The organism is Devosia sp. 67-54 (genome assembly GCF_001899075.1).
Taxonomy (GTDB): domain Bacteria; phylum Pseudomonadota; class Alphaproteobacteria; order Rhizobiales; family Devosiaceae; genus Devosia_A.
On the sequence record NZ_MKVA01000005.1, the window covers coordinates 630,449 to 644,996 of the forward strand.

16 protein-coding genes and 1 tRNA gene are annotated in these 14,548 nt (G+C 66.8%); 15 read left to right on the forward strand and 2 right to left on the reverse strand.

Features of this window, described 5'->3' with window-relative positions:
• Positions 1–118: 118 nt before the first annotated feature.
• Positions 119–592, forward strand: coding sequence for a single-stranded DNA-binding protein (gene ssb / locus BGO82_RS08180; RefSeq protein ID WP_291305066.1), 474 nt, complete (start codon positions 119–121; stop codon positions 590–592).
• A gap of 67 nt (positions 593–659) precedes the next feature.
• Here ssb and BGO82_RS08185 read toward each other — a convergent pair whose 3' ends face one another.
• Positions 660–1,190, reverse strand: coding sequence for a hypothetical protein (locus BGO82_RS08185; RefSeq protein ID WP_291305067.1), 531 nt, complete (start codon positions 1,188–1,190; stop codon positions 660–662).
• A gap of 397 nt (positions 1,191–1,587) precedes the next feature.
• Here BGO82_RS08185 and gyrA point away from each other — a divergent pair, with 397 nt between their 5' ends.
• The 14 genes from gyrA (at position 1,588) to BGO82_RS08255 (ending at position 13,710) form a co-directional block, all read left to right on the forward strand.
• Entirely contained in the window at positions 1,588–4,341 is a 2,754-nt protein-coding gene (gene gyrA / locus BGO82_RS08190; RefSeq protein WP_291305696.1) for a DNA gyrase subunit A, read from the forward strand.
• Complete coding sequence (locus tag BGO82_RS08195) at positions 4,341–4,838, forward strand: GNAT family N-acetyltransferase (protein ID WP_291305068.1); 498 nt, start codon at positions 4,341–4,343, stop codon at positions 4,836–4,838. The genes gyrA and BGO82_RS08195 overlap by 1 nt, the downstream gene beginning before the upstream one ends.
• An 11-nt stretch (positions 4,839–4,849) precedes the next feature.
• On the forward strand, positions 4,850–5,470 hold the full coding sequence (locus BGO82_RS08200) for a LysE family translocator (RefSeq protein WP_291305069.1): 621 nt from the start codon (positions 4,850–4,852) through the stop codon (positions 5,468–5,470).
• A 174-nt stretch (positions 5,471–5,644) separates the two neighbouring features.
• The gene (locus BGO82_RS08205; protein WP_291305070.1) at positions 5,645–6,211 is read left to right on the forward strand and encodes a LysE family translocator; all 567 of its coding nucleotides are present in this window, start codon (positions 5,645–5,647) and stop codon (positions 6,209–6,211) included.
• 198 nt (positions 6,212–6,409) lie between these two features.
• Positions 6,410–6,892, forward strand: a complete 483-nt coding sequence (gene coaD / locus BGO82_RS08210; protein WP_291305697.1) for a pantetheine-phosphate adenylyltransferase — start codon at positions 6,410–6,412, stop codon at positions 6,890–6,892.
• Positions 6,889–7,458, forward strand: a complete 570-nt coding sequence (locus BGO82_RS08215) for a peptidylprolyl isomerase (RefSeq protein ID WP_291305071.1) — start codon at positions 6,889–6,891, stop codon at positions 7,456–7,458. Before coaD ends, BGO82_RS08215 begins: the two co-directional genes overlap by 4 nt.
• 14 nt (positions 7,459–7,472) lie before the next feature.
• Positions 7,473–7,949 carry a peptidylprolyl isomerase gene (locus BGO82_RS08220; RefSeq protein ID WP_291305072.1) on the forward strand — a complete coding sequence of 159 codons (477 nt, stop codon included), beginning with the start codon at positions 7,473–7,475 and terminating at the stop codon, positions 7,947–7,949.
• Positions 7,950–7,969: 20 nt separating this feature from the next.
• On the forward strand, positions 7,970–8,416 hold the full coding sequence (locus tag BGO82_RS08225; RefSeq protein WP_291305073.1) for a DMT family transporter: 447 nt from the start codon (positions 7,970–7,972) through the stop codon (positions 8,414–8,416).
• 8 nt (positions 8,417–8,424) lie between these two features.
• A complete protein-coding gene (locus tag BGO82_RS08230) occupies positions 8,425–8,814 on the forward strand; it encodes a hypothetical protein (protein WP_291305074.1) in 390 nt (129 codons plus the stop codon).
• The gene (queA, locus tag BGO82_RS08235) at positions 8,814–9,884 is read left to right on the forward strand and encodes a tRNA preQ1(34) S-adenosylmethionine ribosyltransferase-isomerase QueA (protein ID WP_291305075.1); all 1,071 of its coding nucleotides are present in this window, start codon (positions 8,814–8,816) and stop codon (positions 9,882–9,884) included. The genes BGO82_RS08230 and queA overlap by 1 nt, the downstream gene beginning before the upstream one ends.
• A complete protein-coding gene (gene tgt / locus BGO82_RS08240) occupies positions 9,881–11,008 on the forward strand; it encodes a tRNA guanosine(34) transglycosylase Tgt (RefSeq protein WP_291305076.1) in 1,128 nt (375 codons plus the stop codon). Before queA ends, tgt begins: the two co-directional genes overlap by 4 nt.
• A gap of 11 nt (positions 11,009–11,019) precedes the next feature.
• A complete protein-coding gene (gene pgi, locus BGO82_RS08245; protein WP_291305077.1) occupies positions 11,020–12,663 on the forward strand; it encodes a glucose-6-phosphate isomerase in 1,644 nt (547 codons plus the stop codon).
• A complete protein-coding gene (map, locus tag BGO82_RS08250; RefSeq protein ID WP_291305078.1) occupies positions 12,660–13,409 on the forward strand; it encodes a type I methionyl aminopeptidase in 750 nt (249 codons plus the stop codon). The genes pgi and map overlap by 4 nt, the downstream gene beginning before the upstream one ends.
• Before the next feature lie 226 nt (positions 13,410–13,635).
• Positions 13,636–13,710 (forward strand) — tRNA-Lys (locus tag BGO82_RS08255).
• A gap of 13 nt (positions 13,711–13,723) precedes the next feature.
• Here BGO82_RS08255 and BGO82_RS08260 read toward each other — a convergent pair.
• The gene (locus BGO82_RS08260) at positions 13,724–14,509 is read right to left on the reverse strand and encodes a hypothetical protein (RefSeq protein WP_291305079.1); all 786 of its coding nucleotides are present in this window, start codon (positions 14,507–14,509) and stop codon (positions 13,724–13,726) included.
• Positions 14,510–14,548: the final 39 nt, after the last annotated feature.

Genomic DNA, 14,548 nt, shown 5'->3' on the forward strand with positions numbered 1-14,548 from the left:
AAAATACGAACATTCTATACTGTGCACAAAGCTCCCGCGGGGCTGAGAGGGGGCCGGGCGGTCGGATACAGTGCCGGCCGCATTCCACGGAAGCGGCGTAAGAGCGAAAGGACAAGCTATGGCTGGCAGCGTGAACAAGGTGATTTTGGTCGGCAATCTGGGAGCCGATCCGGAGGTGCGGACGCTGCCCAGCGGCAACAAGGTGGTGAACCTTTCCGTCGCCACGTCCGACAGCTGGCGCGACAAGAACAGCGGCGAGCGCAAGGAAAAGACCGAGTGGCACCGGGTGGTGATCTTCTCGGAAGGCCTCGCCCGCGTGGCCGAGCAATATCTGCGCAAGGGCAGCAAGGTCTATCTCGAAGGCGCGCTGCAGACCCGCAAATGGCAGGACCAGTCCGGCCAGGACAAATATTCGACGGAGGTGGTGCTGCAGGGGTTCAACTCGAACCTCACCATGCTCGACGGCCGCGGCGAGAATGCCGGGGAGTCCGGCGGCTTCTCGAGCCCGCCCGCCCGCTCCGAAGGCCGCCGCCCCTCAGCCAGCGCCCCAGCCTTCGAATCCGGCGGCATGGACGACGACATTCCGTTCTGAGCGGTACTGGTCCGCAAACGAAAAGGGCGGCCCGGGGCCGCCCTTTGCATCTGCATTTCCCGAAGGCTCAGGCCTTGGTGAAGGGGATGTTGGCGTCGACCTTGTCGCCGGTGTCGTTGAAGGTGGCGTGGAACTCGACCTTCAGCGAATTGCCGCCGGACAGCACCACCGTCGAGGCGATGGAAATGTCGTTGCCCTCGTTGTCGTCGGCGCGCTGCTTCAGGTCGAACACGATCTGGTCGCCCCTCTTCTGGCCCACGGCGACGCCGCGGAAGCCGCCGATGCCGGAGTTCATCACGGCCTCGTAGCGCTTGTTGGCGTCGGAATAGGCGATGGTGCCGGTCACCGAGAGCTGGGCGCCGCCCAGCGAGCAGCGGCCGGTGTAGTTGAGCTTGCCGCCATTGCCCGAGCTCAGCGCCATCTTGCAGCTCACGGGCTGGGTCTGCGAGCCCGAAAGCTGGCCTTTGCCGTTCCACGTGCCGAGATATTTCTCGAGCGCGCCGATTTCAGCCGGGCCGGCCAGAGCGGGCACGACTCCGGCGACCAGCATGGCGCCGCCGAGCACAGCCGCCCGCATAAGGGGTCCGAACAGGTTCATTTTCAAAGTTCCTCCAAGGGTGAAGACTCGCCCCCCGGCGACAGAAGGGGTGCGAGGATGGCTGACTCCATGCCCCGCAATGCGAGGCGAGCGTTACCACAAAAAGCGCTGTAAACAAGGCCGTGCGCGGTGTTTCCCGGTAGCGGCGGGGTGTTTGCGTGCATTCCGGACTGGCTGTTGCAGCAAGTCCGCGGGACGATGGCCGCAATACTTGCTTTTTTCTGTCCCCACAGGCCCGGTGGGCCTCGAAAACGGCCCAATTCCGCACCATATGCGATAGCAGTGGATTGCAGGCGTTCGATCGCCGCCAAAGCCCCGTGGAATTAGGCTTTTCCGGGGGAATCGCATAGACCCACTAGCAGTTCGAACGACCTCGAAAAAGCACCCCTTGGCCGACATTCCAGACGACGACGGCGCTGCCGTGCCGCCCTCCGACATCGCCCCGATTTCGATCACCGACGAAATGCGCCGGTCCTATCTCGACTACGCCATGAGCGTGATCGTGAGCCGGGCGCTGCCGGACGTGCGCGACGGCATGAAGCCGGTGCACCGGCGCATCCTGTTCTCGATGCACGAGCAGAATTTCACCTGGAACCGGCCGTACCACAAATCGGCGACCGTGGTCGGCGACGTCATCGGCAAGTATCACCCGCATGGCGATCAGGCGGTGTACATGTCGCTGGTGCGCATGGCGCAGGACTTTTCCATGCGCCAGCTGCTGGTCGACGGGCAGGGCAATTTCGGCTCGATCGACGGCGATATGCCGGCGGCTATGCGCTACACCGAAGTGCGCATGGAAAAGATCACCGGCTCGCTGCTCGACGATCTCGAGAACGACACGGTCGATTTCCGCGAGAACTACGACGGCTCGCGCCAGGAGCCGACGGTGCTGCCGGCGCGCTTCCCGAACCTTCTGGTCAATGGCGGCGGCGGCATCGCCGTGGGCATGGCCACCAACATCCCGAGCCACAATCTGGGCGAGGTGATCGACGCCACGCTGGCGGTGCTCGCCAATCCCCACATCACCGTGCCGGAGCTCATGCAGCATTTGCCGGGCCCGGATTTTCCGACTGCCGGCGTGATCCTCGGCCGGGCCGGCATCCGGCAGGCCTACGAAACCGGACGCGGCTCCATCCTCGTTCGCGGCAAGTCGAACATCGAGGAGATGCGTGGCGGCCGCGAGGCGATCATTGTCACCGAGATTCCATATCAGGTGAACAAATCGCTGATGATCGAGAAGATGGCCGAGCTGGTGCGCGACAAGCGCATCGAAGGCATTTCCGACATCCGCGACGAATCCGACCGCCACGGCATCCGCGTGGTGATCGAGCTCAAGCGCGACGCGGTGCCCGACGTGGTGCTCAACCAGCTCTACCGCTTCACGCCGCTGCAGAGTTCGTTCGGCTGCAATTTCGTCGCCCTCAATGGCGGCAAGCCCGAGTTGATGGGCATCCAGCGCATCCTCACGGCCTTCGTCGAATTCCGCGAGGAGGTGGTCACTCGCCGCACCCGGTTCCTGCTGGGCAAGGCGCGCGACCGGGCCCACGTCCTGGTCGGACTCGCCGTGGCGGTGGCCAATATCGACGAGGTGATCGCCGTCATCCGCCGCGCCGCCGATCCGACGGCGGCGCGCGAGGAACTGATGGCGCGCGACTGGCCGGCGAGCGACGTGGCGCCGCTGATGGCGCTGGTCGACGATCCCCGCCACAAGATCAGCGACAGCGGCACGTTCCGCCTGAGCGACGAGCAGGCGCGGGCCATCCTGGCGCTGACGCTCAGCCGCCTGACGGCGCTCGGCCGCGACGAGATCGGCGACGAGCTCAACGGGCTGGGCCAGGACATCGCCGAATACCTGTCGATCCTGCGCTCGCGCGAGAGGGTGCAGGAGATCGTCCGCACCGAGCTGCAGGCCATCAAGGACGAATTCGCGACGCCCCGCCTCACCAGCATCGACGAGGCCGCCGGCGATTTCGAGGACGAAGATCTCATCGCCCGCGAGGACATGGTGGTGACCGTCACGCATGGCGGCTACATCAAGCGCGTGCCGCTCAGCGCCTATCGGGCGCAGCGGCGCGGCGGCAAGGGCCGCTCCGGCATGGCGACGCGCGACGAGGACTTCGTCACCCGCCTGTTCGTCGCCAACACCCATACGCCGGTGCTGTTCTTCTCGTCGGCGGGGCAGGTCTACAAGCTCAAGGTCTGGCGCCTGCCGATCGCCGAGCCGCAGGGCCGCGGCCGGGCGCTGATCAACATGCTGCCGCTCGACGATGGCGAGCGCATCACCTCGATCATGCCGCTGCCCGAGGACGAGGCGGACTGGCAGAAGCTCGACATCATGTTCGCGACCCGCTCGGGCGGGGTGCGCCGCAACTCGCTGGCCGATTTTGTCGAGATCAACAAGAACGGCAAGATCGCCATGAAGCTCGACGAGGGCGACGTGATCATTGGCGTCGAGACGTGTTCGGCGGAGAGCGATGTGCTGCTGACGACGTCGGGCGGCCGGGCGATCCGTTTCGAGGTCGGGGACGTGCGTGTATTCAAGGGCCGGGACTCGACGGGGGTGCGCGGCATCACGCTCGGTGCGGGCGAGAACGTGATCTCGATGTCGATTCTGCGGCACTTCGAGGCGACGCCGGCCGAGCGCAACACCTTCCTCAAGCAGTACGGCGCCTATCGGCGTGCCCGGACAGGGGATGCCGCAGAGATCGATGCGCCGACGCCCGCCGAGGAGATCGAGGACGAGGGCGGAGAGGTCGCGCTGTCGGTCGAGCGCTATGCGGAAATGGACGCGTCGCAGCAATTCGTGCTGACCCTCACCGAGCTCGGTTTCGGCAAGATTTCGTCGTCGTTCGACTTCAGGATCTCCAATCGGGGTGGAAAAGGCATTCAGGCGACCGACCTCGACAAGATCGACGAGACGGGCGTTCTGGTGGCGGCCTTTCCGGTGGAGGAGAGCGACCAGATCATGCTGGTCAGCGATGGCGGCCAACTGATCCGCGTGCCGGTCGAGGGCATCCGGTTCACCAAGAGGGCCTCCAAGGGCGTGCGGGTGTTTCGTACCGCCGAGGGTGAAAAGGTCGTGTCGGTCGAACGGATCAGCGAACCCGAGGGCAGCGACGGCGAGGCGGATGAGGCGCCGGCCGAAGGCTGATGCGCAGCCTGCGGATCGGGGAGATCGTCCTCGAGCCGCAGGTCGCGGCCCACGCGGCCGAACTGTTCACTGTGCTCGACGATCCGGACCTCTATGGCTTTGTCGACGACAAGGGGCCGGCGAGCGAAACAGCGCTGCGCGAACGGCTTGCCCGGCTGGAAAGCCGTCAATCCCCGGACGGGTTGGAACAGTGGCTGAACTGGGTGGTACGGAACGCGACCGGCGCGGTGACCGGCTACGTGCAGGCGACGGTGCGGGCGCACGGCGAGGCGGAGATCGCCTATGTGCTCGGCCGGCGGTTCTGGCGCCAGGGCATCGCGTTCGCAGCCTGCTCGGCCATGCTGGAGGAACTGGCAGGCGCCTACGGCGTAACGCGTGCCGTCGCGACGCTCGATCCGGACAACATCGCCTCGCTTGCCTTATTGCGAAAACTGGGGTTTCGGTTCGAATCCGAGGACATCGCGGCGCATGAGGTGCGTCATGTCCGCGACCTTTGAGGAGCATCATTTTGTTCAGCCTCGCCACACTCATCCCCTATCTCGGCGCCTGCTTCGTGCTCGCCATCGTGCCCGGCCCGACGGTCACCGTGATCCTCGCCAACGCGCTGCGCTCCGGCACGCTGGCCGGGCTGTCGATCATTGCCGGCACGCAGCTCGGCCTCGTCACCATGATCCTGGTGGTCGGGCTCGGGCTCGAGGCGGTGATGGGCTTCATGGCCTTCGCCTTCGACTGGATCAAGCTCGCCGGCGCCGCCTATCTCGTCTGGCTCGGTTTCAACATGCTGATGAGCAAGGGCGAGCTCGGCACCGCCGCGACCGGACCGGCAAAGTCCTACCGGCGGCTGATGCTCGACGGCTTCGTGGTGATCTGGTCGAACCCCAAGGCGCTGATCTTCCTCGGCGCCTTCCTGCCGCAATTCGTCAGCCGCGAAGGCGCCGCGTTCCCGCAGGTCGTGGTGCTCGGCCTGTTCTTCATGCTGGTGGCTGGAGCGTCGGATTCGATGTACGCGATCCTCGGCGGCCGCGCCCGCGGCCTGCTGTCGGCCGCCCGGGTGAGGCTGCTGAGCCGGATCTCGGGTGTCCTCCTGATGGCCGGCGGCGTATGGCTGGCGCTGGTCAAGAAGGCCTGACGGTCCTGCTATTTTCGCGGTTTCGCTCGCCGGCTCGGGTCCGGGCAGGAAAACCGTTGCCAGTCCTCCCGGAAACGCTCTAGAGGCGATCGTCCCGCCGCGCGAGTCGTCGCCATCCTCCATATTCCTGCGCTCTCCGTTCTGATCCCCTACACGATCGCGGCGTTCGTCGTCGTGGCCGTGCCGGGCATTACCGTGTCGACCGTGGTCAGCACCGCGCTCGCCCGCGGGCTGGTGCCCGCCTACTGGTTCGAGCTCGGGGCGGCGCTGGGGCGGTTCTCGATGGTGCTGGTGGTGGCCGTGGCGCTGCAGGCGGTCGCGGGGCTCGTCTCGACGCTGTTCGACGTCATCAAGTATATCGGCGCGGCCTATCTGCTGTATCTCGGCATCGGCTATCTGACCTCGCGCGGCGGCATCAAGCTCAACGCCCAGCAGGAGCGGCGCTCGCCGTGGCGGCAGGTGGCGGCCGGTTTCTTCACGTTGTGGAGCAATCCCAAGGCGATGCTGTTCTTCGGCGCCTTCATCCCGCAATTCGTCGATCCCAACTACCCGGCCTGGCCGCAGGTGCTGTTCCTCGGGTTGATCGAGATCGGCGCGGCGTTCATCACCGACAGCGGCTATATCGCGCTGTCGGTGGGTGCGCGCAGCGTAATGACCGGCGGCGCGCTGGTCTGGGTCAACCGCGTCGCCGGCGTGATCCTGCTCGGCGCCGCAATCTGGCTGGCAACGCTCAGCCGCTAGTGCGCTTGTGCTCCGGCCAGCCGCCCGCGAGGGCGTCTGCTCGGCCAACCGGCAGTTTGTCCGTGCTCTGGCCGACCGGCCGCGAGAGCGTCCGTTCGGCCAACCGCGAGGCGGGCCTGCTTGCCTTGGCGGCGGGGGCGTGACAGAACCCCGGCGCACACCGCGTGGGGCATTGGGGAGGGCGGCGACGTGAGCAAATTGATCGGATTTTACCCGGGGTCGTTCGATCCGCTGACCAACGGGCACCTCGATGTCATCGAGCGCGCCTGCAAGCTCGTCGACACGCTGGTCGTCGCGGTGGGCACGCATGCCAGCAAGCAGCCGCTGTTCTCGCATGCCGACCGGCTGGCGCTGCTCGAGGCCTCGCTCGAGCCGGTGGGCAAGCGCACCGATACCGAGATGCGCATCGTCGATTTCGACGGCCTGGCGGTCACGGCGGCGCGCCAGCACGGCGCCAAGCTCATCATCCGCGGCCTGCGCGACACCACCGACTATAATTACGAGATGCAGATGGTCGGCATGAACGCGCAGATGGCGCCCGATCTGCAGACGGTGTTCCTGCCGTCGTCGCCGCCGGTCCGCCATATCTCGGCCACGCTCGTGCGCCAGATCGCACAGCTTGGGGGCGACATCTCGAAATTCGTCCCGGCCAACGTTCTGGAAGCACTCAAATCCAAATGAACTCACCGCTCAAGCGCGCCGGTGCCATTTTCGGCATCCTGGCCATCCTCGCGGCTGCCGTGTTCGGCGCCTCGCTCGCTGCTCCCGCCAAGGCGGCGGACGGCACTCCGCATTTGATCCTGACGCTCAAGGATGGCGACGTCGACATCCAGCTGCTGCCCGACGTGGCGCCCAAGCATGTCGAGCGCATCGTCACGCTCACCAACCAGGGCTTCTACAACGGCCTCACCTTCCACCGGGTGATCGACGGCTTCATGGCGCAGACCGGCGATCCGACCGGCACCGGCATGGGCGGCTCGGACCTGCCGGACGTGAAGGCGGAGTTCTCCAACCTCCATTACGATCCGGGCACGGTCGGCGCGGCGCGCGCCAGCGATCCGGACACCTTCAACTCGCAGTTCTTCATCACCTTCGCCGATGCCGGTTTCCTCGACGGGCAGTACACGGTGTTCGGCAAGGTCGTGTCCGGCATGGACGCGGTCAACAAGATCAAGAAGGGCGACCCGCAATCGGGCGAGGTCCAGGACCCCGACAAGATCATTTCCGCAAAGATCGTCTACAAATAGGAAGGAGCCAGCGATTGGCTGACATCAAAGATCCCGAGAACACGCTGCTGATCGAAACCACCAAGGGACCGGTGGTCATCGAGATGCGCCCCGACCTCGCCCCCAACCACGTCGCCCACATCAAGAAGCTGGCGCGCGAGGGCTTCTACGACGGGATCGTGTTCCATCGCGTGATCGATGGCTTCATGGCGCAGACCGGCGATCCGACCGGCACCGGCACGGGTTCGTCGAAATATCCGAACCTGAAGCAGGAATTCAGCGCAGAGCCGCATGTGCGCGGCACCGCCTCGATGGCCCGGGCGCAGAACCCCGACAGCGCCAATTCGCAATTCTTCATCTGCTTCGACGACGCCCGCTTCCTCGACAAGCAATACACGGTGTGGGGCAAGGTCATCGAGGGCATGGAGAACGTCGACCAGATCAAGCGCGGCGAGCCGGTGCGCGATCCCGACAAAATGATCTCGGTGAAGGTCGCCGCCGACGCCAAATAGCGGAGCGCGCGGTGAAGCCGATGACCATCCTCTGGGTTCTCCTCGGCGTCATCTCGGGCGCCTGCATTGCGGTGCAGGCGCCGATCAATGCCCAGCTCGGACGCGACCTCGGGCTGCCGTTCGCGGCAGCCTTCGTGTCGTTCGCCGCCGGCACGGTGGTGCTGGCGGTGGTGACGTTTGCGACCGCCGCGGCGCTGCAGGTCCAGATCCACTGGGCGCAGCCCGCCTGGTGGCTGTTCATCGCCGGCGGCGCGCTGGGAACGGTGTTCGTGACCTCGACCATCGTGCTGACGCCGCAGATCGGCGCTGCGGCGGTGATGGGGCTCATCGTCACCGGCCAGCTTCTCGCCGGGCTGGTGATCGACAAGACCGGCTTTCTCGCCGCGCCGATGCACGGCATCACCCCCGGCCGCATCGTGGGTGCCGCCCTGCTGGTGGTCGGCGCGCTGATGATCCGGCTGCTCTAGAGGCTCTCATGCTGCGATCGATTGCTCTTCTTGCTGTGGTTGCTGCGTCGCCCGCGATGGCGACGGAGTGGGTGCATTGCGCCGACGCCGGCGGCGCCGCGAGCTTCGACTATCTCGCCGGCGACGGCACCGGCGTGCTGCAGATTTCGGCCGTCACCATCACGGCGGCGGAAAAGGTCTGGGCCAGCGATCCGGCGAACGGGCCGGGCGACCCGGTGTCGGTCGGCCAGGCCTATGAGGATGGCGCCATGGTGCTGATCCACGCCATGGACAAGGATTTCGGCAAGCTCGCCGAGCTGAAGCTGTTCAAGGCCGGCGAGGCTGACGCGGTGGCGCTGGGCGGCACGCTGCGCATCGTCGGGCAGGGCGCCTGGACCGTAAGCTGCGATCCCGGCTGATGCGCGTCGACCTGTTCGATTTCGAGTTGCCGGAAGAGCGGATCGCGCTGCATCCGGCCGAACCGCGCGACAGCGCGCGCATGCTGGTGGTGCGGCCGGGCGAGCCGCTCGCGGACGGGCGCGTCACCGACCTCGTCGACATCCTCCGGCCGGGCGACGTGCTGGTGGTCAACGACACCAAAGTGCTGCCGGCCGAGCTCAGGGGCACGCGCATCCGCGGCGAGGCCCGTGCCTCGGTGTCGTTCAACCTGCACAAGCGGGTCGATCGCCAGACCTGGCGCGCCTTCGCGCGGCCGGCCAAGCGGCTGCATTTGCTCGACCGGCTGGAGCTGGGCGACGACGGCTCGCTGCTGGCGACCGTCGCCGGCAAGGGCGAGACCGGCGAGGTGACGCTGGAGTTCGACCTCGGCGGGCCTGAGCTCGACGAGGCGATCAAGGCGCACGGCGCCATGCCGCTGCCCCCCTATATCGAGGCCAAGCGGCACACCGAGGACCGCGACAAGACCGACTACCAGACGGTCTATGCCGCCGTGGACGGCGCCGTGGCGGCGCCGACCGCCGGGCTGCACTTCACCGAAGGGCTCTTGCAGGCGCTGAGCGACAGGGGCATCGGCATCGAGCGCGTTACCCTGCATGTGGGCGCCGGCACCTTCCTGCCGATGAAGGCCGACGATACCGACGACCACGTCATGCACGCCGAATGGGGCGAGCTGACCGAAGCCGTGGTGCACCGGCTGGAGGCCGCCAAGGCCAGGGGCGGCCGCATCGTCGCCGTCGGCACGACGAGCCTCAGATTGCTGGAGACGGCGGCGCGGGCGACCGGCACGCTGAAGCCGTTCATCGGCGAAACCGACATCTTCATCACCCCCGGCTTCCGCTTCCGCGCCGTCGACGTGCTGATGACCAATTTCCACCTGCCGAAATCGACGCTGTTCATGCTGGTCTCGGCCTTCTCCGGGCTCGAGACGATGCAGGCGGCCTACGCCCACGCCATCCGCTTCAAGTACCGGTTCTATTCCTACGGGGATTCGTCCCTGCTGTTCCGCGCGGAGCAGGGGGACGATCAATGACCGACTTTTCCTTCACCCTGCTGGCCACCGACGGCATGGCGCGCCGCGGCCGGATCGATACCTCGCGCGGCGAGATCAGCACCCCCGCCTTCATGCCGGTGGGCACCGTGGGCACGGTCAAGGCGATGTATCCCGAGCAGGTACGCGAGACCGGCGCCGACATCCTGCTCGGCAATACCTACCATCTGATGCTGCGGCCGGGGGCCGAGCGGGTGGCGGCGCTGGGCGGACTGCACGTGTTCATGGACTGGCCGCGGCCGATCCTTACCGACAGCGGCGGCTTCCAGGTGATGTCGCTGGCCAAGCTCAGGAAGCTCACCGAGCAGGGCGTCACCTTCCGTTCGCATATCGACGGCACCGCCTACGAGCTGACGCCGGAGCGCTCGATCGAGATCCAGACGCTGCTCGACAGCGACATCATCATGCAGCTCGACGAATGCATTCCGCTGCCCTCCGAGCGCCCGGAGATGGAGCGGGCGATGGAGCTCAGCCTGCGCTGGGCACAGCGCAGCAAGGATGCGTTCGGGGTGCAGCCGCATCGCGCGCTGTTCGGCATCAACCAGGGCGGCGACGACGCGGAATTGCGTTCCAGATCGGCGGCGGGCCTCAAATCCATCGGCTTTTCCGGCTACTCCGTGGGCGGGCTGGCGGTGGGCGAGCCGCAGGAGACGATGTTCCGCGTGCTGAGCGAGATCACGCCCGAGCTGCCGGCCGACAAGCCGCGCTATTTGATGGGCGTCGGCAAGCCCGACGACATCCTCGGCGGCATCGAGCGCGGCATCGACATGTTCGACTGCGTGCATCCCACGCGCGCCGGCCGGCACGGCCATGCCTATACGCGGTTCGGCGTGATCAATCTCAAGAACGCGCGGCACAAGGACGATCCGCGGCCGCTCGACGAACTGTCGCCCAATGCCAATTGCCGGCGCTTCTCCCGCGCCTATCTGCACCATCTGGTCAAGACCGAGGAGATCCTCGGCGCCATGATCCTGAGCCAGGTCAATCTCGGCTATTATCAGGAGCTGGTGCAGGGCGCGCGCGAGGCCATCGCGTCGGGCGCGCTCGCCGACTATGCTGCCGCTACCCGCGCCGGCTGGGCGCGCGGCGACCTGCCGTTGAACTGAAGGACAAGACCATGGCGTCCACCCGCAAATCGCTGCTCAACACCATGATGAAGCATCGCAAGCGCCTCGAGGCGGTGCCGATGCGGGTGCAGTTCGCGCTCGATCCCAACCGCTTCAGGCGCTTTTCGGCCAGCGCCGGCGACATCCTGCTCGACTATTCCAAGAACCGCATCGACGAAAAGGCGATGGAGGCGCTGTTCGACATCGCCCGCGCCGCCGACGTCGAGGGGCGCCGCAAGGCGATGTGGGCCGGCAAGCACATCAATGTCAGCGAGAACCGCGCCGTCATGCACATGGCGCTGCGCTACCAGGGCGACCGGCCGGTGAAGGTCGATGGCCGCGACGTGATGCCGGAGGTGCGCGAGGTGCTCGCCCACATCAAGCTGTTCGCGGGGCAGGTGCGCGACGGCACGGTCAAGGGCGCCACCGGCGAGAGCTTCACCGACATCGTCAATATCGGCATCGGCGGCTCCGACCTCGGGCCGGCCATGGCGACGCTGGCGCTCGCCCCCTATACGCGGCCGGACCTGCGGGCGCATTACGTCTCCAACGTCGACGGCGCGCATCTGCACGACACGCTCAAGGGGCTCGACCCGAAGCGGACGATGTTCATCATCGCGTCCAAGACCTTCACCACCGACGAGACGATGACCAACGCGCATTCGGCGCGGGGGTGGATCGCCCGGGCGCTGGGCGACGCCGCGGTGCGCGACCATTTCGCGGCGGTCTCGACCAACCTCAAGGCGTGCGACGATTTCGGCATCCGGCCGGACCGCATCTTCGGCTTCTGGGACTGGGTGGGCGGCCGCTATTCGGTGTGGTCGGCGATCGGCCTGCCGGTCGCCATTGCCGTCGGCTTCGACAATTTCGCGGCGTTCCTCAAGGGCGCCTACGAGATGGACCAGCATTTCCTCAAGACCCGGCTCGACCGCAACCTGCCGGTCATCATGGGCATGCTCGGCGTCTGGTATCGCAACGCCTGGGGTTTTGCGACGCATGCGGTGCTGCCCTACGACCAGCGGCTCAGCCGCTTTACCGCCTATCTGCAGCAGCAGGATATGGAGAGCAACGGCAAGTCGGTGACGCTCGAGGGCAAGCCGCTGGCCTATGACAGCGGCCCGGTGGTGTGGGGCGAGCCCGGCACGGTGGGCCAGCACTCGTTCTACCAGCTCATCCACCAGGGGACCTCGGTGATCCCGTGTGACTTCCTGATCGCCGCCAATCCGCACGAGCACATGCCGCCGCACCACGACAAGCTGGTGGCGAACGTGCTGGCGCAGTCGGAGGCGCTGATGCTGGGCAAGACCAAGGACGAGGTGGTGGCCGAGCTCAAGGCGCAGGGCCTCGACAAGGAGCAGATCAAGGCGCTGACGCCGCACAAGCTGTTCCCCGGCAACCGGCCGAGCAACACGCTGATGTATCCCAAGCTGACGCCGGAGATGCTCGGTAGCCTGGTGGCGCTCTACGAGCACAAGGTGTTCGTGCAGGGCGTGGTGTGGGACGTCGACTCGTTCGACCAGTGGGGCGTCGAGCTCGGCAAGCAGCTCGCGAAGGCGCTGCTGCCCAAGGTGCAGGGTACCGCCAGGAACGAGGGCAACGACGCCTCGACCAAGGGCCTGCTCGCGCACTATCGCAGCCTCAAGGTCTCGGAGTGACCGTCACCGGCGAGGACGACCTGGTGCGGCTCAAGGCCGTGGGGCATGTCTGCGCGCTGGCGCGCGACGCCATGGCGGCGGCGCTGCGGCCGGGCATCACTACCGCCGAGCTCGATGCCATCGGCGCCGGTATTCTCGCGGCGCATGGCGCGCGCTCGGCGCCGCAGCTCGCCTACGACTTTCCGGGCGTGACCTGCATTTCGGTGAACGAGGAGATCGCGCACGGCATCCCGGGCGGGCGCGTCGTCGCCTCGGGCGATCTGGTCAATATCGACGTCTCGGCAGAGCTCGACGGGGTCTATGCCGACACCGGCGCGTCCTATGTGGTGCCGGCCGCAGATCCAAAGCTGCTGGCCCTCTGCCGCGACGGCAAGCGCGCCATGTGGGAAGGCATCCGCGCCGTGCGCACCGGCGCCGGGCTCGCCGACATCGGCATGGCCATCGGCGCCTTTGCGCGCAAGCACCGCTATACGCTGATCGAAAATCTCGCGAGCCACGGGGTCGGCGACACGCTGCACGACGAGCCGCGCGAAATCTCGACCTGGCCGGATCGCTCCGAGCGCCGCACCATCACCGAAGGGCTGGTGTTTACGGTCGAGCCGTTCCTGTCGCTGGGCGGCCGAACCGCCGACGAGCGCGGCGACGACGCCTGGACGCTGGTGTCGCGGCCGCCGGCGCTGTGCGTGCAGTACGAGCACACGGTGGTCGCGACGCGCCGCGGCGCCATCGTGGTCACCCTGAACTAGAGGGATGCGAGCGCGGGCGGGACATGGACTCGTCTGCCGTTTCGTTGGCCGGCGCGAGAAACCGGAAAAATCGCGCCATTTCCCTTGCCGCCGCGTCCGGTTGACGCGCGCCGCATCCTTGGGGCTAACGAGGTCAACAGCTTGGGGTTGCAGCCTTATGCGGTTGACTCAAGTCGGGACAACAGTATGTTCCGCCGCACTTCGGGCGTGCACGTTCTCGCCCAAGGGGCCGGTAGCTCAGGGGTAGAGCATTCGACTTTTAATCGAATGGTCGCGGGTTCGATTCCCGCCCGGCCTACCATCTTTTCGCGCAGTCAGTTCAGCAGCGGCAGCGGATCGCCGATGAACGGCACGCTCTGGCAGGCGATGCCGGCCTTGGCGACGCGGCCGCAGAGGTCGCGGGCGTCGGCTTCGCTGGAAATCGGCCCGGCCACCAGCCGCCGGCCGCTGCCGCCTTCGACGTGGCCGAGCAGCGGTCCGAGCCCTATCAGCAGCGTGCCGACCCGGCCGGTCATTCCCTGCCAGGTGGCCTCGGCTTCATCGGAGTCGATCGGCGGGCCGAGCGCGATGCCGAAGGAGGCCGGGTCCGGCGCGACGTCGGCCGCCAGCGGCTTGGGCATCGCCTGCTCCGTGGCGGCGGCCGGGGCGGTGGCGCTCGCCAGCGGGGAGGTGGTGTAGGTTACGGAGCCGCCTTCGACCGGGAAGGATTTTGTCGTGGCGCCGGTGGAGGCGGTGACCAAAGTGCGGTCGACGCCGGGGGGATTGTTCAGCGATTCCAGGATGTTGGGGACGGTCTGCTCGAGCGCGCCGAGGCGGCGGGCGAGATCGGTGCCGGACACTTCGGTGAGAACGTGCTGTTGTGCAAGGACACTATTCTCCTGTTTGAGCCGGGTTGTCTCGCTTCTCAGCGACACCATTTCGGCGCGGAGCTGGTTGAGGGTGGCGCCGTCGAGGCGGGAGGCGTGCAGGCCGCCCAGCACGCCATCGGGAATGAGGGCGGAGAGGTTGGCGCCGAGCACGGCCACGGCCCAGACCGCGAGCGCGAAAACGCCCCAGAAGGTCACGTCCCGTGAGCGGAACTGGTCGCTCGCCTTCGCCAAATGCAAAATCCCGCGAAACCGCTCGAATCGCGGCCATCT